The sequence below is a fragment of the Streptomyces sp. NBC_00448 genome (assembly GCF_036014115.1).
Classification (GTDB): Bacteria; Actinomycetota; Actinomycetes; order Streptomycetales; family Streptomycetaceae; genus Actinacidiphila.
In genome coordinates, this window is the sequence record NZ_CP107913.1 from 5,258,371 (window position 1) to 5,276,935 (window position 18,565).

Here is an 18,565-nt window from a genome sequence, read left to right on the forward strand (position 1 = left end):
GGGCGGGTCGGCCCGGCGGGGGCCGCCCGCCGGGCGGCGCGGTCAGCTGCGGGAGTCACGCAACCTGCCGATCCGCTCCCGGTCCAGCCGCAGTTCGGTGCGCAGCAGCCGGGTCAGCGGGCCGATCAGCCGGTGCGTCAACTCGTCCACCTGGCCGTCGGAGAGCGTGCGGGCGTCGAAGTCGGCGCCTCCCGCGGCGTCGTTGCCGCCGCTCCCGCTGTTCCCGCCGTTCCCGCGGGGCGGGTTGGTGCGGCGGTTGTCGTAGCGGCTGTACGCGGGTGGCGGGTCGGCCGGTGGTTTGGCGGCGCGGGAGCCGCCGTTGCTTCCGCCGTCGTCCCGGCCCACCGTGACGGGCGTGACCCGCGCCTCGGCGGTGCGCTGCGGGGAGACGAACTTCGTCATCCGCGAGGCGAGTGACGGTGTGGCGGGTGCGCGCTGCACCGGCAACTCCGCGGCGGACGTGGAGGTGACCGGGGCGAGGGAGACGGCGGCCTGAGCCGAGGTCGGGACCCCTGTGTGTACGGCGGTCTGTACGGCGGCCGGTACGCCGCCGGGTGCCGTGCCGACCGCTACGGGCGCGAGCACCGCGCGCTGCACCGGCAACTGCCCGGTGGGCGCGCCGGATACGCCGACCGCGGTCGCCGCGGGCCGTACGGCGGGGAACGCCTCGGCGACGCCGTTCAGCGGCAGCGCGTCGGTGCCGTGCCGGACCGGTCCTGTGCTGTCGGGGCGTACGTCCGGGCTCGGCACGGGCGCGGGCGCGGGAACCGGCGCGTGGAGCGCGGCGGTCGGCGCGGCCCCGGCGGCCGCCGTGCGCTGCACGGCGGGGAGCGGGTGCGCGGAGCGGGCCGCCGGCGGGTTGCCGGTCACCGGGGTCGGCGGTGCGGCGGTGCCGAGGGGTGCGGTGGCGAGCGGTCCGGCCATCGAGCGCTGGACGAATCCGGGCCCGGCCGTGGTCGCGGCCGTGGACATGGTCGCGGGCGCCGGGCGTACGGGTGCGGGTGCAGGCACGGATGCGGGTACGGGGGCGGCGGGCGGAACCGCTCCGGTCACCGGGGTCGGCCCTCCGGCCGCGGTACGGCGCTGCACCGGTGCGGTGGCCGGCTGCGCGACGGCCGCTGTCCCCAACGGGTTCACTCCGGAAGGCTGTTGGGGTGTCGTCTGGGGGCGGGCGGCGGACGCTTCGGGGTGCCCGGTGGGGCGCAGGGGCACCGCCTTCGGCGTGGCGGGCTGCCGGGGGCCTGCGGCCGCCACGGGCCGCAGGGTCGACCGCACCGGACGTGCGGACGCCAACGGCCTTGCTGCCAGCGCGCGTTGCACGGGGGCGGGGGAGGAGGCGGGGGCCGCTGCCGACGTGGTCGCCGTGGCCGTCGCGCGGTCGCCGCCGGAGGGCAGGACCGGTGCACCGACGGTGTCCGTGGTGCTGTTCTGGCCGGTGGGAGTGGCCGCGCGGCGCTGGACGGGAGCCGGGCCGGCCGGGACGCTTGCCGAACCGGCCTCCGGAGAGGGCGCGTTCGGCGTGTTCGGCGCGGCAGATGCGCGCTGGACGGGAGCGGCGGGCGACTGGCTCACGGTGGGAGCGGCGCCGGGTGAACGGGCCGGTGCGGAGGGCGGGTTCGGGGCCGCCGACGGCTGCGGGAACGGCACCGCGGTCTGCGGGCGCGTCGGCGTACCGGCCGCGGCGCCGGGAGCGGCCGGGGCGCTGGGAGCGGCCGGGGCGGCCGGGACAACCGGTACGGCCGGGGTGGTGCCGGCCGGGCCCGCAACGCCCTTGCTGACAGCGGAGGTTGCGCCCGCCTGCGGGGCGGACGGCCGGACCGCGGCCGGGGCGGCGGACCTCTGTACCGCGCGTCCGGTGAGCGGCGCCGCGCCGGGCGGCGGCGCGGACATCGGGGCGCCGAGCAGCGGCCGTTGCCGGGGGGCCGAGCCGCCCGGGGTGGTGGCGGGCCGCGATCCCGTGCTGCCCGAGGGCGCGGCCGGGCCGGCCGCCGGACCGGTGGCCGCCCGCTGGACGGGAGCCGCCGCGGCGGGACCCGCGGCCTGCCCGGGAGAAGGCACGGGTGCGCCGAGCCCGGCGGACGGGGTCGTCGCGTCAGCGGCCCGGCGTTGGACGGCGCCGGGTCCGGCGGGTGCCGCACCCGTCGGCGCGGCCGAGGGGCCGGGGGGCATGGACGGCCCGTCGGCCCCGCGCGGCGCGGAGACCGGCAGCGCCGAAGTCGCGCCCTGGGCCGAGGACGTGGGCGCCCCGAGCCCGGTCGCCGGGGGCACCGGACTCACCGGGGTCGTGCCGCTCGCCGGGGTCGTCGGGTTCGCCGCGTTCGCCGGAGCCACCGCACGGCGCTGAACGGCCGCAGGAGCAGCGGGCGCCGCCCCGGGCACGGCCGAGGCCGCGGGTGACGTACCCGGCCCGGCCGGTCGTACGGGTACCGACGTGGAGCCGCCGGCGCCCGCCGAACTCCGCCCGGTCGGCGGCCCGATCGGGCTCTTCCGCGCGGGAGCGGGGCTCGCCGGGGGAGTGGCGGCGGACGTCCGCCGCTGGACCTGGGCCACCGGGTGCACGGGGGCGGGTCCCTGGAGGGGCGCGCCGAGTCCGCCGGTGCGACCGGCGCTGCCCTGAGCGGGCGCGGCCGTCCGCTGAACGGGGGCCACCGGAAGGGAAGTCGAGGCGTTCTGGGGCGCGCCGGCGTCGGGCACCGCGGGGGGCGCCGTACGGGCCGGGGCACTGTCACCGCCGGGCGTACCGCGGCCCGGGAGCGGGCCGGTGGCGGCGCCCTCGCGCTCCACCTGCCGCTGGACCGGGGCAGGCGCGGGTGCCGGTCCGGAGGGTGTGCCCCCGCCCGGTCCGCCGAACCCGCCTGATCCGCCGGGGCTGTTGCCGCCCGGTTCCCCGCCCGTTCCGCCGTCGGACCCGCCACCGGCCGGCCCGGTGGACGTGGTGGGAGCGGTGACCGGTGCGGCCGGCGCGCTCGGCGCCGGGGTGACGGTCGGAAGCGCGCGTCGCGCCACCTGCGGGGCCGGGGCCCTGGTCAGCGCGGTGGGCGCGGGCGGCCGGGACACCAGCGGCACCACGCGGGGCCCGGTGGCCTGGGCCGCCGACACCGCGCGCTGCACCGTGGGTCCGGCCGCCGGCTCCGCCGGGGCGTCGCCGCTGCCGCGGTCGCCGACCACGGCGACCGGCAGGGCGACCGGCGGCCGGCCGGTGCGGTGCACGGCGGCCGGCGCCGGGGCGAGCACGTCGCGGATCAGCCCGGTCGGCGCGTCGTCGAGCACGACGTGCGCCAACTCCCCGGTGAAGGAGGGGTTCTGCCAGGCCGAGAGCGTGCCGCCGAAGTCCGCGGACGCGATGGTGTGCCGGGACGGGTGCGCGCTCGCCCGCTGGATCGGCGGCAGCGCGGACCAGCCGGGCGGCCCGCTCGGCCGCACGGCGGCGGTACCGGCGGCCGGAGCCGGCCCGGCACCGTGCACGGAGCCCGACGCGGTGCCCGGGGCAGCGCCCGGCCCCGCCTCGGTCGCCGCGGTGCCGTCCGGCTGCGCGCCACCTGTCTGCATACGTCCGCGTGCGCGGGCCCGTGGGGCCCACCGGTCAAGGATTCCCATGGCCGTAACCCCGTCCTCTCACCGTTCTGCCGTGGCACGCGTGACGAGCGAGGCGATCTGCTCGGCGTACTGGCGGCGGTCGCGGTGCTCGAGGTCCAGGATGTCCTCCAGGCTCCAGTGGAAGTGGTAGGCGATGTACGCGATCTCCTCGTGCACCCGGTCGGTCGCGTACGTCACGATTCCCCCAGGCGGCTCCCGCCGAGCTCGACCTCGAACGGCTGCTCGCAGTGCGGACAGGTCACGCCGGCCCTGGTGTGGCCCTCGGCGTTGATCTGGCGGTAGAAGTCCTGGAGGAAAGCGAGGTCGGAGGCGAACATGTTCTCCACCACGCCGTCGTGCATGTGCGGCACCGTACCGAGCCGGGTGATCACCCGGCCCAGCAGCACCACGGAAAGGTACGCCGGGTTCTCCTGCACCCGCAGGTCCCGCAGCGGGATCAGCTCGTCCCGCGCGGTCGCCAGGCGCATCACCCCGTCGCGGTGCACCGCGCCCGACTCGTCGACGTAGCCGCGGGGCAGCTCGAAGGCGAACTCGGTGCGCAACTGCCGCCGTACGGGGGCCGGTTCGGTGACCGGCGCGGACAGGGCGGTGGCCGACGCCGACGGCGCCGCGGCGGTCACGGGGACCGCCGTGGCGTCGTCGGACAGGGGGCCGCCTGACCTGGAAGCCGTTCCTCGGCGCATTACTCCATGATCATTTCTTCGTAGGTGATCGTCACGGTCTCGGTCAGCGCCGAGGCCTCGCCGGCCTTCACCGTGCTCGCCGAGATCTTGCTGCACCACGCCTGCCGCAGGTGGTACCGCTTCACCGGGTTGTTCATGTAGTCCATCACCAGGATGCTGGCGTTCTTGCGGGCCGAACCCATGTCGCCGCGGACCGACGCGTTGATCCAGTCGTTGAACGCCTTGGACTGGGTCATGCCGCGCACGACGGTCGCTTCGCCGGCCTTCTTCACGCCGGGCATCTTCTTGGTGACCGGCTGTCCGTTCGCCGACACCTGCTGGTACTCGATGACGTCCTGCTGCATGTCCAGGCCGTTGACCTCCTGGAGGTACTCGACCATCACCCCGTCGATCTGCAGGCCGAAATTGTGTGAGGTGAGCGCATCACCTGGCTGGAGACTCATGGCCGCTGTTCCTTCGCGTCGCGCTGCTCGTACGTCATGCCGTGCTGGTCCTGCCGCTGCTGGTGCTGGTCGTGGTCATCCCTGGCCACGGTCACTCCTCCAGCTCGCCCGCGCCGCTGGAGAACTGGGCGAGCCGGAAGATCACGAACTCCGCGGGCTTCACCGGGGAGACGCCGATCTCGCAGATCACCCGGCCGAGGTCCACCGACTCCGGCGGGTTGGTCTCGGCGTCGCACTTCACGTAGTAGGCGTCGTCCGGCTGGCCGCCGAACAGTGCGCCGCCGCGCCACTCGGTGACCAGGAAGGCCGAGATGTTGCGCCTGATCCGGGCCCACAGCGCCTGGTCGTTGGGCTCGAAGACGACCCACTGGGTGCCGGCCAGGATCGACTCTTCGAGGTAGTTGAAGTACCGGCGGATGTTCAGGTAGCGCCAGGCCGGGTCGGAGGACAGGGTGCGCGCACCCCAGACCCTGATGCCGCGGCCGGGGAAGGAGCGGATGCAGTTGATGCCCAGCGGGTTGAGCAGGTCCTGCTCGCCGCGGGTGATCTGCATCTCCAGGTCCACCGCGCCGCGCACCACCTCGTTGGCGGGCGCCTTGTGCACGCCGCGCTCGAAGTCGTTGCGGGCCCAGATGCCGGCCACGTGGCCGCTCGGCGGGACCAGCCGGGTCTGGCCGCCGGCCGGGTCGAAGACCTTGATCCACGGGTAGTACAGCGCCGCGTACTTGGAGTCGTAGTTGGACGTCTCCTGGCGCCACACGCGGATCTCCCGCGCGTTGAGCCCGGGCGGCGGGTCGATGATCGCCAGCCGGTCGCCCATCAGCTCGCAGTGCGCGATCAGGCCGAGCTGGACGGCCTTGACGGACTCCAGGTCGATCGCGCCGCGCTGGTAGGCCGCCATCAGGTCGGGGACGGCGACCATGGAGATCTCGTCCACCGCCTCCAGGCCGCCGAAGCCGGTGCGGTCGGCGCTGTCGCCGAGGTACTCGCCGACACCGATCGTCTCGCCGCTGTCGGAGCCCGCCGGTCCGGAGGTCGCGGGGAGCGAGGCCGGAGCGGCGAGCGCCACGGTCTGGTTCTCCGGACGGACCAGCTGGCCGGAGGCGGCCGCCTCCTTGACGGTGATGAGCTTGGAGCGCTCCTTCACCTGGGTGACGACGTAGTTGCGGTTGCCCCGCTTGGCGGTCACGTCGAAGGTCTCGACGGTCTTCTCGCCGTCCTTGACGAGCAGCCGGAAGCGCTCGGCGGGGCCTTCGCCCTCGGCGTCCGCGACCTCGACGCTGAGCGGACCGGCCTCGCCGGGCGCGAGCGCCGCGACCTTGAAGGTGCCGAGCGTGGTGTCCTCGCCGGCGGTCAGGGCGGCCGGGCCGGCGCCACCGCCGGCAACGGCGGCCGGCTGCTTGCCGGTGCCGCCCGCTGCCTGGCCCGACACTCCGCCGGTCTCGCCGCCCACCCGGACGACGTAGGCCGCGGAGCCTCCGTTGTTGAAGAAGCCGTAGACCGAGTGCGCGAGGAAGTAGCCGTCGGTGAACTCACCGAAGGACGCGACGTACTGCGTCCAGTTGGTCACCAGGGTCGGCTCGTTGAGCGGACCGGTGGGCGCCAGACCGACGAAGGCGGCAACCGATGTGCCCACCCCCTCGATCGGGCGGGAACCGCTGGCCACTTCCTCCACGTAGACGCCCGGCGACAGATACGACGGCATGCGCTGATCTCCTCGGGGTACGAGAAAAGGGTCGACTCTCACCCTCGCTCGCCCGGCCCGTGACCGAAACGTCCTGCGGTGCCTTTCCGGGGGCAGTTCCGCTGCCCCCGAGGGCAGCGCGCCGCTGCCGGGGTCGGGCCGTGCCTGCCGTCTCCGCGCCGCGACACCCCGGTGCCCGCCCGACTCGTCACCGTATGTCCACGCATGGCGGGACCCGCGCCGGTGCCCGGTGGCACGCCGCGTGCCCCCGCGGGCGGTTCGCCGGTCCTCGGGGGCGGGTGGCGCGCTTGGTGCGCCTGAGGTCTGCCCCTGGGAGTGCCCCCGTAGTCCTTGCGCCGGGCCCGGAGTTTGCCGTAGGCAGTGGGGGTCAGCCACGGAGTGGGTGGGCATGCGCGCGCACGACAAGGTCGACGAGGTGTCCGCGGCCGGGCGTTCCCGGCCTTCCGCGCCGCCCCGCCCGGCGGTCGCCGGGCCGCGGCCGGCACCCGGCACGAGCGCCGCCGGACTCCTGGCCCTGCAGCGCGCCGTGGGCAACTCCGCCGTGGCCCGCATGCTCCAGGACGACGAGCACGGGCACGGGCACCCGCACGGCGCGGGCTGCGGGCACGGCCCGGCCGTCCAGCGCTCCGCGGTGCACAGCGTGCTGCGCGGCTCCGGCCGCGCGCCGGCCGCCCCGCTGCGCGCCGAGATGGAGGCGCGGCTCGGCGCCGACTTCGGTGACGTGCGCATTCACGACGACAGCGCCGCCCGGCGCTCGGCGGCGGAGTTGGGCGCCCGCGCCTACACCTCGGGCCACCACGTGGTGGTGGGCGACGGCGGCGCCGACAAGCGCACGCTCGCCCACGAACTCACCCACGTCATCCAGCAGCGCACCGGCCCGGTCGCCGGCACGCCCACCGGGGACGGGCTGCGGGTCAGCGACCCGGGCGACGCGTACGAGCGAGGCGGAGCGCGACGCCGAGCGGGCGATGTCGGCGCCGGTCCCGGTGCGGACCGCGCCGGAGCGGGCGGGCACGGCCCAGGGCGCCGGGCCCGCGCCCGAGTTGACCGGCACCCCCGCCATCCAGCGGGTCGCGGTCCGCCACCAAGCCGTTCGTGCTGCGGCTGCTGGCGGACGCGGCTCCCGTCCGGCCGGGCGCGGAGGGGCTGGTGGGCGGCGTCGACCTCAACGGCGGTGACCCGTACGGCGCCGACGTGGAGTCGGCCCGCCGCGCCCGTCTCGTGCCGGCGCGGGTCGCGGTGAGCGACGAGCGGAACGTGCCGTTCGACGAGGCCGCCGGCCGGCGGCGGATCGAGGACGGGCTGCGCGAGCGCGGCCTGTCGCCCGACGACGCGGCCGGCTGGAACGCCGCGTTCGGCGCGGAGTGGGGCGAGTTGCGGCAGGACCCCGACCGGGTGCCGTCCTGGGTGCCGCACGTCCGGTTCGCGGACCCGGCCGCACCCGCGGGGCTGCGGCCCGGCCTGGCGTGGGACTCGGCCGCCTACGGCTGAGCGGCCCCGCGCCCGCCCCCCGGGGGCAACTCCCCCGCCCGCACGGACACCAGCCCTGCCTCGCGGTCCGCTGCCGATCCGGGGCCCGGCACCGTAGCGTCGGGGTGTGAGCCTTTGGACCTCCCTCGAACCCCCGTCCGCCACGGTCGACCCGGGCAGCGCCACGACCGTACGGTTGCGCCTGCGGAACACCGGCGACGTCGTGGACGAGTACCGCTTCATGCCGGTCGGTGACCTCGCTCCGTACATCACGGTCGAGCCGCCGCTGCTGCGGCTCTACCCGGGCACCGTCGACACCGTCCATCTCACCATCGCGCCGCCGCGCACCCCGGACGCCACCGCCGGGCCCAACCCGTACGGCGTCCAGATCGTGCCCACCGAGAATCCCGAGGCCACCACGGTCCCGGAGGGCAACATCACCATCACGCCCTTCACCGAGGTGCGGGCCGAGCTGGTGCCGCACACCGTCAAGGGCCGCTTCCGGGGCCGCTCCAAGCTCGCGGTGGACAACCTCGGCAACACGAAGCTGACCGCCTCGATCGTCGGCGCCGACAACGGCGACCAGGTCTCGTACGACATCCACCCGGCCAACGTGCAGATCGAGCCCGGCCGGGCCGCGTTCGTCAAGACCACCCTCAAGCCGCGCCAGATCGCCTGGTTCGGGCGCAAGGAGAACCGCCCCTTCCGGCTGGCGGTCCAGCGCTCGGGCGCCAACCCGCTCGACGTCGACGGGACGTATGTGCAGCGCGGGGTGCTGCCCCGCTTCCTGGCCACCTTCCTCGGGCTGATGGTCGGGCTCGTGATCGCCGCGGTCGCGCTGTGGTTCGCCTACAAGCCGCAAGTGGCCAGCCTCGCGGGGCAGAAGGTCCAGCAGGCGGCCGCGAGCACGCTGCCGACCCCGGCGGCGCCGGTGACGCCGCCGCCGACCACCAGCCCCGTGGAGACGACGCCCCCGGCGTCGCCCGCCGGATCGTCGGGCGGGTCCGGGGGCGGTGGCGAGCAAAAGAAGAAGAAGGCACCGCCGGCCACGGCGGCGACCGCGGTGCAGAAGCTCGCCGCGAGCGACCCCACCGGCCGGCACATCTGCTACCGCGTCTACGTCAGCGACAAGGGCTGGAGCAAGCCCGCGTGCGACGGCGTCACGGCGGGTTCGACGGAGGACGACGGCGGCGCCATCGAGGAGATCAACATCGCGGAGGCCGGTGTGGGAGGCGGGCAGCTCAACGCGTACCGCGAGGACGGCGGGTGGCGGCCTCCGGGGTGGCAGAAGCAGGCCGACGGCATCGACATGTACTCGGGGACCGCGGGCAAGGGCATCCGCCTGTCCGGCTTCGGTGTCGGTGCCAACCAGGGAACGATCTGCCGGAACGCCTTCCTGCAGGGCAGCGGGTGGGGCGGCCTGGGCTGCAACGACCCCTCCAAGGACGCCTGGATCTTCGGCGGGACCACGACCACCTCGGCGATCCTGCAGGCCATCAGGCTCACGGTCTGAGCGCCCGGCCCCTTCGCCGGTCGGCCGGCTGACCGGCCCGCCGACCGGCGAACCGCGGCGTCACCAGTCGCTGTTGTCGTCCAGCACCAGCCGGCCCGCCTTGCGGTACTCGCGCTGCGCCCCCGCCAGCAGGTCCGCGGTGCCGACCGGGGCGCCGCGGCCGGCGGCGGCGTACGCGGCGGTGACCACCGCGCTGCGGATCGAACCGCCGGCCAGCTCGAACTGCCGTGCCACCGCGTCCGGTTCGATGTCGTCGGCGCACGGCACGTGGGCCAGGCTGTGCCGCCACAGCGCCAGCCGCTGGGCGGGGTCGGGGAACGGGAAGTCGACCACCATGTCCAGCCGTCGGGTGAACGCGTCGTCCACGTTGGCCCGCAGGTTCGTGGTGAGCAGCGCGATGCCGTCGAAGGACTCCAGCCGCTGGAGCAGGTAGGCGCTCTCCATGTTGGCGTAGCGGTCGTGGGCGTCCTTCACCTCCGACCGCTTGCCGAACACCGAGTCGGCCTCGTCGAAGAGGAGCACCGCGTCGGTGCGGTCGGCCTCGGTGAAGACGCGCTCCAGGTTCTTCTCGGTCTCGCCGACGTACTTGTCGACGATCGAGGAGAGCTGCACCACGTAGAGGTCCAGGCCGAGTTCGGCGGCGACCACCTCGGCCGAGAGCGTCTTGCCGGTGCCGGAGCCGCCCGCGAAGAGCGCCAGCACGCCCCGGCCGCGACCGCCGCCGGCGCTCAACCGCCAGTCGCCGAGCACCTGGTCGCGGTGGCGCGCGCGCATGGCCAGCTCGCGCAGCTGGGCGAGCGGACCGTCCGGCAGCACCAGGTCGTCCCAGCCGACGGCGGGCCTGATCCGGCGGGCGTGGCGTTCGAGGCCGGACGCGGACTGCTGCCGCGCGGCGAGCCGCAGGTGCCCGGCGGACAGCGGGGTGCCGTCGAACTCGGCCAGCTCGCGGGCGACTTGGGCGACCCGGCGGATACGGTCGCCGCCGAGCCGGTACGGCGCGACGACCGGCGCCAGGTCGAAGCCGGCGGCTTCGACGGCCTCGATCTCCTTGCCGGCCTCGGTGGTCGCCGCACCGGACCCGGAACCGGAGTCGGCCCCGCTGTCCGTGCCGGGGCCGGTCGTGCCGAGCGCCGCCGTCCAGGTGTCGAGGTCGCCGGCCCGCTGCCGGGGCGCGTCGAGCACGAGCGGGTCGCGATCGGCCCACTGCGGGTCGTACGGCCGGGTGCCCGTCATGATCACGGTGACGTCGTCGACCGCCAGGGCGCGGACGAGCGCGGCGGCGGCGCCGGGCTCGTCCGGTACGGGGGCGACCAGGACCGCGTGGCCGCGCAGCCGTGCCTCGCGCAGCAGTTGGGGGAGCGGGGCGGTGGCCGCGGCACCGCGCTCGGGGCCGGGCCCGTGGCCGGCGGGGTCGTCGTCCCGGCCGTCGTCGCCGGGGGCGGGGGAGTGTCCCGCGGGGGTGAAGTGCAGGGCGGGCAGCGCGGCCGCGCCGAGCGCGGCGGCGGCGCAGGCGATGCCGTCGCCCTCGCGCTGCTCGCGCAGGTAGACCGTGGCCGGGCCGGTCGCGAGGCGTTTGGCGAGCCGTTCCACCAGCGGGTCGTCCGCCGCGGCCGGCCGGCCGAGCGGCCGGACCCGGCCGGCGAGCGCGGGGTCGGGGGTGTCGTCGCCGACGAGGTGGGCGGCGACCCGGTCCGGGACCCGCAACGACCGGCTGAGGAAGGGGCGTTCGCCCTCCTCGACCACGATCAGGCCGAGCGCGGCCAGCGGTGCCGACGGGTGGAAGCGGGCGCGGCCCTCGGCGCGGTGCGCGGGCACCCCGCACAGGTCGAGCGCGAGGCCGACGGTCGCCCGGCGGCGGCTGACGTCGTCGTTGAGGTAGCCGTAGAGCGGTTCGAAGGTGCGGTCGAGGTCGGGGGCGAGCACGGTGAGCAGGATGCGGGCGTCCAGCTCGGACAGGCCGAGCCGGGCGGCGAGCCGGTGCAGCCGGTCGCCGCCGGACCCGCCGCCGAACGCGTCGTCGGACGGGTCGCCGAACGTGTCGGCGCCTTCGCCGGCGAACGTGCTGCCCTCCTCCGCCGCGGCCGGGCGCAGCAGATGCCGTACCGCTTCGTCGGTCAGGTACAGGCCGCGCAGCGGATCGGCGGCGGTCGGGTCGGAGGCGCTGCGGTGCTCGACGAGCAGGGCGACCCGGTCGCGCAGCCGGCCGAGCCTGCGGACCAGGGCGTCCGAGTCCAGGTCCGTGCCGCTGCCGCTGCCGCTGCCGCTGCCGGTGGCCGTGCCGGTGGCGGGTGTCGCGGCGGTCACTCGGCCGCGCCCGGGGCCGCGTCCTCGCGGCCGGCGAGGTGGCGGGGGCGGTGGTAGCGCTCGGCGGAGCCTTCGAGGGTGCCGTCGGTGCCGCGTACCCGCACGCCCGCGCCTTCGGTGACCGGCGGCCCGGCGTCGTACTCGGGGTAGGCCGGGAAGGGCGCGGTGACCGTGACGTCCAGCGACGGCTTGAGTTCGCCGCCGAGCGCCGACCAGATCTCGGCGAACGAACGGGAGTCGGTCTGGGAGCCGGCGACGGTGAGCGGGACGGTCAGCCCGAGTGCGGCCAGCGCGCCCGTCAACTCCTCGGGCGGCAGCACCTCGTGGGGCAGCAGGGTGGACAGCACAGCGGACAGCAGGCGGTGTTCGTCCTGCGGCTGCTTGGTCCAGGCGGTGACCAGGTACGACAACCGGTACCAGCGCGGCGGTTGGCGCCGGCGCAGCACGATGCCCCGCTCGTCGCGGACCGCGACCGCGCCCCGCTCCCGCCGGGCGACGTCCTCGCGGATGTCGTAGAGATAGGCGTCGATGGTCGGCGCGTTGCGCCGGGCGGCCCAGTCGCGGGTCGGTGCCTCGAAGGCGATGTCGACACCGGTTCCGGCCAGGGCGCCGCCGGAGAGCAGCCCCCTGAGGACTTCGTCCACCTCGTGTATCACGGTCGAGCCCTTCGCTGTGCACGGTGGGTTGCGTACTCGTACGTCGACGAGTCGGCCCGGCCGTCCGGTGGCCGGGTGGACCGGTGACCGGGGTGGCCGCCGGGCGGTTCGCCGCCGGTGGCGGTCAGATGTAGCCCTCGCGCAGCGCGTAGGCCACGGCGTGCGCGCGGTTGCGCAGCCGCAGGCGGGTGGTCAGGCTGTGCATCACGTTCTTGACGGTCCGCTCCGAGTACGACAGCTTGCTGGCGATCTCGCCGGTCTCCATGCCCTCCGCGACCAGCCGCAGGACGTCGACCTCGCGCGGGGTCAGCCCCGACGCCGGGTCGCCGGGCAGGTGTTTGGCGTTGCGGTGCATGATGCCGACCTGGGTCATGAGCCGTCCGAGCAGATCGGAGGGCAGGTCGCCGTCGCCCCGCGAGGCGGCGAGCACGGCCTGCAGGATGCGCTGCCCGGTGGCCTCATGGCGCCAGACTATGGCGCCCACCCCGCAGTCGATCACCTGGAGCAGTTCGGCCTCGCGGATCAGGTTCGCCACCAGCACCGCCCGTACGCCGTCGGTGCGGACGAGTTGGCGGAGCCGGGAGAGCGTGTTCTCGTCGAGCGCGACCGCGAGGAGGACCGCGACGGTCCCGGGCTGCCGGCTCTCCGCGTCGACCAACCGGATCTCCGGCCGCTGGCTGAGCTGGCTGGTGACTCCCGCGAGCGAGATCGGGTCCGGAGCGTGGACCGTGACGGGGATTCTGGAGGTGGCACCCGACAGATCAGAGGGCGTGGAGAGCACCACGGTCTCAGTCCTTTCGCCCGCACAGAGGTGGGAGTTGCACACTCCTGTGGTCAGTGTTTCCCGCGTCATCATGCTCCGCCATGTGAACCCATACCAACCCGTACCCACCTTCGGTCGCACTGCGGACGTAATCGGTAGGAGGGGGTTGAAGCGTTTCAGAGTTCCGCACCGACGACGTATCCGGCCAGTTGTCCTCGTCACAGCCTGGCGTGGACGGTTGCCCGTTCGGACCCGACGATCTTGCCCCTGTGGACACGCCGAGAGCCGCTGGGGACGGGCCCCGGGCGGCCGTTGGGCGTCCGCCGTGCCCGGTTCGTGGTGGTGTCGCTGCCCGAAGACGCCGTGTTCCCTGCCCGGTTGACCGTTCAACGATGGCCGAATCTGATCGGTTGGCCGAGGTTTCGGGTCGCGATCGCGCGGATCTGGCGGCGGCTGAAATTGAGAGCAGAATCACCGTGGTGAAAAGCGGAAGGGGCGCGTGGGATGTTTGTCCCCACGCGCCGGAGCCGCCCCCCGGGTCGCGGGAGCGCCCGGGAATCCGCGTGCGGGCGGGCGCTGCGGGCTCCGGAAAGCCCGGTGATGGAACGCTGTTGGACCGCGGTGACGGCATGCCGCGACGGAGGAGAGGACCCCGTATGACCCGGCCGACGCCCGATCCCGCGCCTGATTCCACCCCCGGACCCGCCGCAGATCCCACCCTTGATCCAGCCTCTGCGCGCGCGGCCGGTCCCACCCTCGATCCCGCCACCGCTCCCGTGCCCGATCCGGCGCTCCCGCCGGCCGCCGCGGGCCGGGTGATCGTGCTCACCGGGCCGCCCGGTGCGGGCAAGAGCACCGTGGCGCGCCTGCTGACCCAAAGGCTCACGCCCAGCGTCCATTTGCACGGCGACGACTTCTGGTCCTTCCTCGCCCGAGGCGCCGTCCTGCCGTATCTGCCCGCCGCCCAGCGGCAGAACGAGGTCGTCGTCGGCGTGCTGGCCGAAGCCGCCTTCGGGTACGCCGACGGCGGCTACCAGGTGGTGTGCGACGGCGTCATCGGCCCCTGGTTCGTGGGCGCGTTCCGCGCCGCGGCCCGGACGCGGGACACCGAACTCCACTACGTCGTGCTGCGCCCGGACCAGGACACCACGCTGCGGCGGGCCACCGGCCGCGGCGCCGACGCGCTGACCGACCCGGAGCCCGTCCGCGCGATGCACCGGCAGTTCGCCGCGATCGAGGAGTTCGAGGCCCACGTCCTGGACAGCTCCCGGCTCACCCCGGAGGCCACCGCCGACGCCGTGCTGCGCGGCGTCGACGGCCGTACGTTCCTGCTGGGGGTCCCTGCGGACCGGCCGTGAGCGGAGGCGGGGGCAGCGGCGGGGGCCGCGGCGGGGAGCGGACGTGGGGAGCGGGATCAGGCCGTGTACTGGTGGGCGGCGTAGGTCAGATAGCCCGCGTCGCCGCCCTGGTAGTACGTCGCCTCGTCGACCGGGGCGATCGGGAGCCCGGCGCGCAGCCGCTCCACCAGGTCGGGGTTGGCGATGAAGGCCCGGCCGAAGCTGATCAGGTCCGCGCCCAGGCCCAGCCAGCGGTCGGCGTCGTCCCGGCCGGTCTGCTTCGGTCCCATCGGGAGCACCGGGTTCATGATGAGCGGGCCGGACCAGGCCCGGCGCAGCGCGATCAGCACCTCCTCGTCGGCGGTGGCCTCCAGGTGGACGTAGCCCACCCCGATCCGGGCCAACTCGGAGAGCAGCGCGGTGTACAGCTCGGGGACGTCGGTGTCCCGCACGCCCCAGAAGTCCGCGCCCGGCGAGAGCCGGATGCCGGTCCGGTCCCCGCCGACCGCCTCGACGGTCGCGGCCGCGGCCTCGACGGCGAAGCGGATGCGGTGCGCGATCGGGCCGCCGTAGCCGTCGGTGCGCAGGTTGGCGTTGGACGACAGGAACTGCGAGATCAGATAGCCGTTCGCGCCGTGCAGTTCGACGCCGTCGAAGCCCGCATCGACGGCGCGGCGGGCCGCGTCGGCGTACGACCGGGCCTGCTCGGGCACTTCGGCGGTCTCCAGGGCGCGCGGCACCGGGGCGGGCTGCGGGCCGGTCGGGGTGAACACGTCGCCGGCCGCGGCGACCGCGGACGGGCCGATCGGCTGGGTGCCGATGGTGTCGGGGTGCGAGACACGGCCGCCGTGCATGATCTGGGCGAAGAGCCGTCCGCCGTTGGCGTGCACCGCGCCGGTCACCTCGCGCCAGGAGGCCACCTGCGCGTCGGTGTGCAGCCCCGGGGTGCCCGGGTTGGACTGCCCGATCGCGTTCGGCTGCACCCCCTCGGTCACGATCAGCCCGGCGCTGGCCCGCTGCGCGTAGTAGGCCGCCATCGACGGCGTGGCCAGCCCGCCCGCGGCGGCCCTGACCCGGGTCATCGGGGCCATCACCGTGCGGTTGGGCAGGGTCAGGGCGCCGAGCCGGTAGCTGCTGAAAAGGGTCGTCACGTCGGGACTCCTTCGCGGTCCACGGGCCCGGACCTCGGGCCCGTCGATTACGCTAGAACCTGACATTGACGTCAGAGGCAAGTTCTGTTGCGCACGCCACACCCGCGGTACGCGCGGGGCGGGGCGCGGCGGAACACGGTGCGAATACGCGGTGAGCGGTACGCGGTCGGGAGGAACAGGGTGCGGATCGGGGAACTCGCGGCGAGGTCCGGCGTCAGCGTCCGGTCGGTGCGCTACTACGAGGAGCAGGGGCTGCTCAGCAGCACCCGCAGCGCCAGTGGGCAGCGGCACTACACGGACCACGAGGTCGAGCGGGTCGCGTTCATCCAGCGGCTCTACGCCGGGGGCCTGTCCAGCCGCACCATCCTGGAGCTGCTGCCCTGCGCGGACGCCCCCAGCGAGCGGAACTCCGACGTCGCGCTGGAGCGGATGGCGCAGGAGCGCGACCGGCTCTCGGCGCACATCGCCGACCTCGTACGGACCCGCGCGGCGCTCGACGGGCTCATCGTCACGGCGCGGGAGTACCGCGACCAGTTGCGGACGGCGGGCGCGGGCGCGCCGGTGGCCTGCTGACGGGTGACCCGGGGTTCGTGCCCGGGGGCCCGTTCGGGCTTCCCGTGACCGGCGTTGCCCGTCGGGCGGTCGGATGATCGGGTCGGGCGGTGAGCGGCGGTGAGCGGCGGTGAGCGGCGGTGAGTGGCCGTGGCGGCGGTGAGCGGCGGTGAGTGGCCGTGGCGGCGGCGCGCCCGGCCGGGCGTACGGGTGCCCCGCCGGGCGCGCCGCGCCCCCTTCCCCCCGCCCCCCGATCCCCCCGACCGGAGGCGACCGCCCCGCCCATGAGCGACGGGGCGGCCCCGTCACCCCCGGTGGTCCCGTTCCGGCGCGTGGGGCGACGAGCCCGCGAGCGGGGTCGAGTCGACGTACCGGACCTCGTAGCTGCGCTCCGTGAACCTCCAGCCGTCCGGGGTGCGCCGGTAGCGGTCGTGGTAGATCGAGTAGTTCAGGTGGGAGCTGCCGTCGCGCATCCGCCCGAGCTCCGAGACGTAGGAGCGGCCCGTGGCGGTGTCGCCGTCGATCCGGATCGTGCCGGGGTGCACGTTCTGGATGAAGTACTCCCAGTTGGCCTGCAACCGCTCGATCCCGGCGCGGATCGCCTCGCGGCCGGTGAACTCGATGTGGCCGTCGGGGATGCGCCACACCCCGTCGGCGGTGAAGAGCGCCGCGAAGCGGTCGTAGTCGCCGGTCGTCCCCGCGTCGGTGAACTCACCGCGCAGCGCGTCGATCGCGCAGCGGTCGACGATGGTCGGGACATCGGTCATCGGGACATCGGTCATCGGGATGTCGGTCATCGGATTTCCTCCTTGTCGGTCGGGGCCGCCGCCGGCCGCGAGGGGCCGGTCACCAGGCGTACGGGCCGAACCGGCCCCAGGCGACGAGCGCGGCGAGCAGCAGGATGACGGCGGTCACGGCCACGCCGGGCGGCTCCTTGCGGCGGACGTGCGTGGCGCCGGCCAGCGCCATCATGACCGCCAGCCCGGTCGCGGCGGCCGGGGTCAGTTCGGGGGCGATGCCGCTCGCGGCCGGGGCGATCAGCCCGACCGCGCCGAGCAGTCCCATCGCGCCGATGAACCGTACCGTCGGCGGGGAGAAGTCCTCGGCCCACGGAAACCAGCCGAGCAGCCGGTCCCTCGGCTGGGTGGCCTTGACCAGCCCGGACATGGCGAACGAGGCGGCGAGTACCGCCTGGACCACCCACAGGAACGCGTTCATCAGGTCTCCCCCGTGTGATGCGGTGTGCTTCCGACCACTCCGACGACGCAGCCGCGCGGAGTGTGAGGCCGCCGGGCGGACCTCACAGTCCGGGGTGCCGCGTCGTCTTATGAGTGCGGGCAGTCGGGGGAGCAGGCGCGATCGAGGAGGTCGGCGGGACCATGAGCACCGAATCCGGGCCGGACGGCAGCGGCGGCAGCGGCCCCGGCCGGGCCGATCACTCCGGCCGACCCGATCCGGCCGCCGCCGACCGGGCCGAGCAGGCCGAACCCGCCGCCGACCGGGCCCTGGACGCGGTGATGAGCGAACGGCGGCAGCTCATCAGCCTCGCCTACCGGCTGCTCGGCTCGCTCGCCGACGCCGAGGACGTCGTGCAGGAGACGTACGCCCGCTGGTACGCCATGGCGCCCCGGCAGCGGGCGGCGATCGAGTCCACCGGCGGCTGGCTGGCGAAGGTCGCCAGCCGGATCTGCCTGGACCTGCTCGGCTCGGCGCGGGCCCGGCGGGAGCGCTACGTCGGCGAGTGGATTCCGGAGCCGGTGCCCGACCGCACGGAGTGGATCAGCGGGTGGTCCGGCGGCGCGGAGGTGGACCCCGCCGACCGGGTCACCCTCGACGAGTCGCTCAACATGGCGTTCCTCGTCGTGCTCGAAGCGATGACCCCGGCCGAGCGCGTCGCGTTCATCCTGCACGACGTCTTCCGCTACCCCTTCCCCGAAGTGGCCGAGATCGTCGGCCGTACGCCGGCCGCCTGCCGCCAACTGGCCACATCCGCCCGCCGCCGCGTCCGCGCGTCGCGCGGCCCGGGCACGCCGAACGCCCGACGTGCCCGGATCGTCAAGGAGTTCAAGGAGGCGTGGGAGGCCAAGGACGTCGAGGCGCTGATCGGCCTGCTCGACCCCGACGTCACGGCGATCGGCGACGGCGGCGGGGTCGTCGCGGCCCTGCCGCGGCCGCTGCGGGGCGGCGAGCCGGTCGCGGAGTACTTCATCGGCCTCGTACGTCAGGCGGACGGCCTGACCATCCTGGAACGCACGGTCAACGGCCGGCCCGGACTGCTGCTCCAGTACGAAGGCGCCACCGTGGCGGTGCTGGCGCTCGACATCGTGGACGACCGGGTCACGCACGTGTGGGCGGTCCGCAACCCGGCCAAGCTCCGGCCCTGGACCTGAT

The 18,565-nt window shown here is 75.2% G+C and carries 17 protein-coding genes; 6 read left to right on the top strand and 11 right to left on the bottom strand.

The genetic code is table 11. The annotated features are described in order from the left end of the window. Positions 1–42 precede the first annotated feature (42 nt). The 5 genes from OG370_RS22500 to OG370_RS22520 form a co-directional block, all read right to left on the bottom strand. Entirely contained in the window at positions 43–3,549 is a 3,507-nt protein-coding gene (locus tag OG370_RS22500; protein ID WP_328467053.1) for a hypothetical protein, read from the bottom strand. A gap of 66 nt (positions 3,550–3,615) precedes the next feature. Next, positions 3,616–3,774: a DUF6760 family protein gene (locus tag OG370_RS22505; RefSeq protein WP_328467055.1), complete on the bottom strand. Its 159-nt coding sequence runs from the start codon at positions 3,772–3,774 to the stop codon at positions 3,616–3,618. Beyond that, the gene (locus tag OG370_RS22510; RefSeq protein ID WP_328467057.1) at positions 3,771–4,280 is read right to left on the bottom strand and encodes a hypothetical protein; all 510 of its coding nucleotides are present in this window, start codon (positions 4,278–4,280) and stop codon (positions 3,771–3,773) included. The genes OG370_RS22505 and OG370_RS22510 overlap by 4 nt, the downstream gene beginning before the upstream one ends. Next, positions 4,280–4,723, bottom strand: a complete 444-nt coding sequence (locus OG370_RS22515) for a phage tail protein (protein ID WP_328467059.1) — start codon at positions 4,721–4,723, stop codon at positions 4,280–4,282. The genes OG370_RS22510 and OG370_RS22515 overlap by 1 nt, the downstream gene beginning before the upstream one ends. A 91-nt stretch (positions 4,724–4,814) precedes the next feature. Continuing rightward, a complete protein-coding gene (locus tag OG370_RS22520) occupies positions 4,815–6,428 on the bottom strand; it encodes a phage tail sheath family protein (protein ID WP_328467061.1) in 1,614 nt (537 codons plus the stop codon). A 388-nt stretch (positions 6,429–6,816) separates the two neighbouring features. Between OG370_RS22520 and OG370_RS41520 the strand changes: the two genes are divergently transcribed. From OG370_RS41520 to OG370_RS22535, 3 genes are all read left to right on the top strand, one after another. Further along, entirely contained in the window at positions 6,817–7,671 is an 855-nt protein-coding gene (locus tag OG370_RS41520) for an eCIS core domain-containing protein (protein ID WP_443060726.1), read from the top strand. Then, on the top strand, positions 7,668–7,919 hold the full coding sequence (locus tag OG370_RS22530; RefSeq protein ID WP_443060727.1) for a hypothetical protein: 252 nt from the start codon (positions 7,668–7,670) through the stop codon (positions 7,917–7,919). The genes OG370_RS41520 and OG370_RS22530 overlap by 4 nt, the downstream gene beginning before the upstream one ends. Before the next feature lie 106 nt (positions 7,920–8,025). After that, positions 8,026–9,411 carry a COG1470 family protein gene (locus tag OG370_RS22535; RefSeq protein WP_328467065.1) on the top strand — a complete coding sequence of 462 codons (1,386 nt, stop codon included), beginning with the start codon at positions 8,026–8,028 and terminating at the stop codon, positions 9,409–9,411. 60 nt (positions 9,412–9,471) lie between these two features. Here OG370_RS22535 and OG370_RS22540 read toward each other — a convergent pair whose 3' ends face one another. From OG370_RS22540 to OG370_RS22550, 3 genes are all read right to left on the bottom strand, one after another. Continuing rightward, complete coding sequence (locus OG370_RS22540) at positions 9,472–11,715, bottom strand: ATP-binding protein (protein ID WP_443060728.1); 2,244 nt, start codon at positions 11,713–11,715, stop codon at positions 9,472–9,474. Next, positions 11,712–12,371, bottom strand: coding sequence for a DUF4255 domain-containing protein (locus OG370_RS22545; RefSeq protein WP_328467067.1), 660 nt, complete (start codon positions 12,369–12,371; stop codon positions 11,712–11,714). Before OG370_RS22545 ends, OG370_RS22540 begins: the two co-directional genes overlap by 4 nt. Positions 12,372–12,495: 124 nt before the next feature. Further along, a complete protein-coding gene (locus OG370_RS22550) occupies positions 12,496–13,155 on the bottom strand; it encodes a helix-turn-helix transcriptional regulator (protein WP_328467069.1) in 660 nt (219 codons plus the stop codon). Positions 13,156–13,910: 755 nt separating this feature from the next. Here OG370_RS22550 and OG370_RS22555 point away from each other — a divergent pair. Then, positions 13,911–14,492 carry an AAA family ATPase gene (locus tag OG370_RS22555; RefSeq protein ID WP_328467071.1) on the top strand — a complete coding sequence of 194 codons (582 nt, stop codon included), beginning with the start codon at positions 13,911–13,913 and terminating at the stop codon, positions 14,490–14,492. Positions 14,493–14,548: 56 nt separating this feature from the next. On the opposite strand, the gene OG370_RS22560 is transcribed toward OG370_RS22555, so the two are convergent. Beyond that, complete coding sequence (locus tag OG370_RS22560; protein WP_328467073.1) at positions 14,549–15,622, bottom strand: alkene reductase; 1,074 nt, start codon at positions 15,620–15,622, stop codon at positions 14,549–14,551. Between the two features lie 180 nt (positions 15,623–15,802). Here OG370_RS22560 and OG370_RS22565 point away from each other — a divergent pair, with 180 nt between their 5' ends. Then, positions 15,803–16,195, top strand: coding sequence for a MerR family transcriptional regulator (locus OG370_RS22565; protein WP_328467075.1), 393 nt, complete (start codon positions 15,803–15,805; stop codon positions 16,193–16,195). A gap of 284 nt (positions 16,196–16,479) precedes the next feature. Here OG370_RS22565 and OG370_RS22570 read toward each other — a convergent pair whose 3' ends face one another. Both OG370_RS22570 and OG370_RS22575 read right to left on the bottom strand, forming a co-directional pair. Next, on the bottom strand, positions 16,480–16,971 hold the full coding sequence (locus OG370_RS22570) for a nuclear transport factor 2 family protein (RefSeq protein WP_328467077.1): 492 nt from the start codon (positions 16,969–16,971) through the stop codon (positions 16,480–16,482). A gap of 49 nt (positions 16,972–17,020) precedes the next feature. Further along, complete coding sequence (locus OG370_RS22575; RefSeq protein WP_328467079.1) at positions 17,021–17,392, bottom strand: DoxX family protein; 372 nt, start codon at positions 17,390–17,392, stop codon at positions 17,021–17,023. Between the two features lie 299 nt (positions 17,393–17,691). On the opposite strand from OG370_RS22575, the gene sigJ reads away from it, so the two are divergent. Then, a complete protein-coding gene (gene sigJ / locus OG370_RS22580; protein WP_328474325.1) occupies positions 17,692–18,564 on the top strand; it encodes an RNA polymerase sigma factor SigJ in 873 nt (290 codons plus the stop codon). Position 18,565: the final 1 nt, after the last annotated feature.

What these genes read in the sequence shown, in the direction of transcription:
- OG370_RS22500 (WP_328467053.1), bottom strand. Translation starts at nt 3,549, where the DNA reads ATGCAGACAGGTGGCGCGCAGCCGGACGGCACCGCGGCGACCGAGGCG.
- OG370_RS22510 (WP_328467057.1), bottom strand. Translation starts at nt 4,280, where the DNA reads ATGCGCCGAGGAACGGCTTCCAGGTCAGGCGGCCCCCTGTCCGACGAC.
- OG370_RS22515 (WP_328467059.1), bottom strand. Translation starts at nt 4,723, where the DNA reads ATGAGTCTCCAGCCAGGTGATGCGCTCACCTCACACAATTTCGGCCTG.
- OG370_RS22520 (WP_328467061.1), bottom strand. Translation starts at nt 6,428, where the DNA reads ATGCCGTCGTATCTGTCGCCGGGCGTCTACGTGGAGGAAGTGGCCAGC.
- OG370_RS41520 (WP_443060726.1), top strand. Translation starts at nt 6,817, where the DNA reads ATGCGCGCGCACGACAAGGTCGACGAGGTGTCCGCGGCCGGGCGTTCC.
- OG370_RS22570 (WP_328467077.1), bottom strand. Translation starts at nt 16,971, where the DNA reads ATGACCGACATCCCGATGACCGATGTCCCGATGACCGATGTCCCGACC.
- OG370_RS22575 (WP_328467079.1), bottom strand. Translation starts at nt 17,392, where the DNA reads ATGAACGCGTTCCTGTGGGTGGTCCAGGCGGTACTCGCCGCCTCGTTC.
- sigJ (WP_328474325.1), top strand. Translation starts at nt 17,692, where the DNA reads ATGAGCGAACGGCGGCAGCTCATCAGCCTCGCCTACCGGCTGCTCGGC.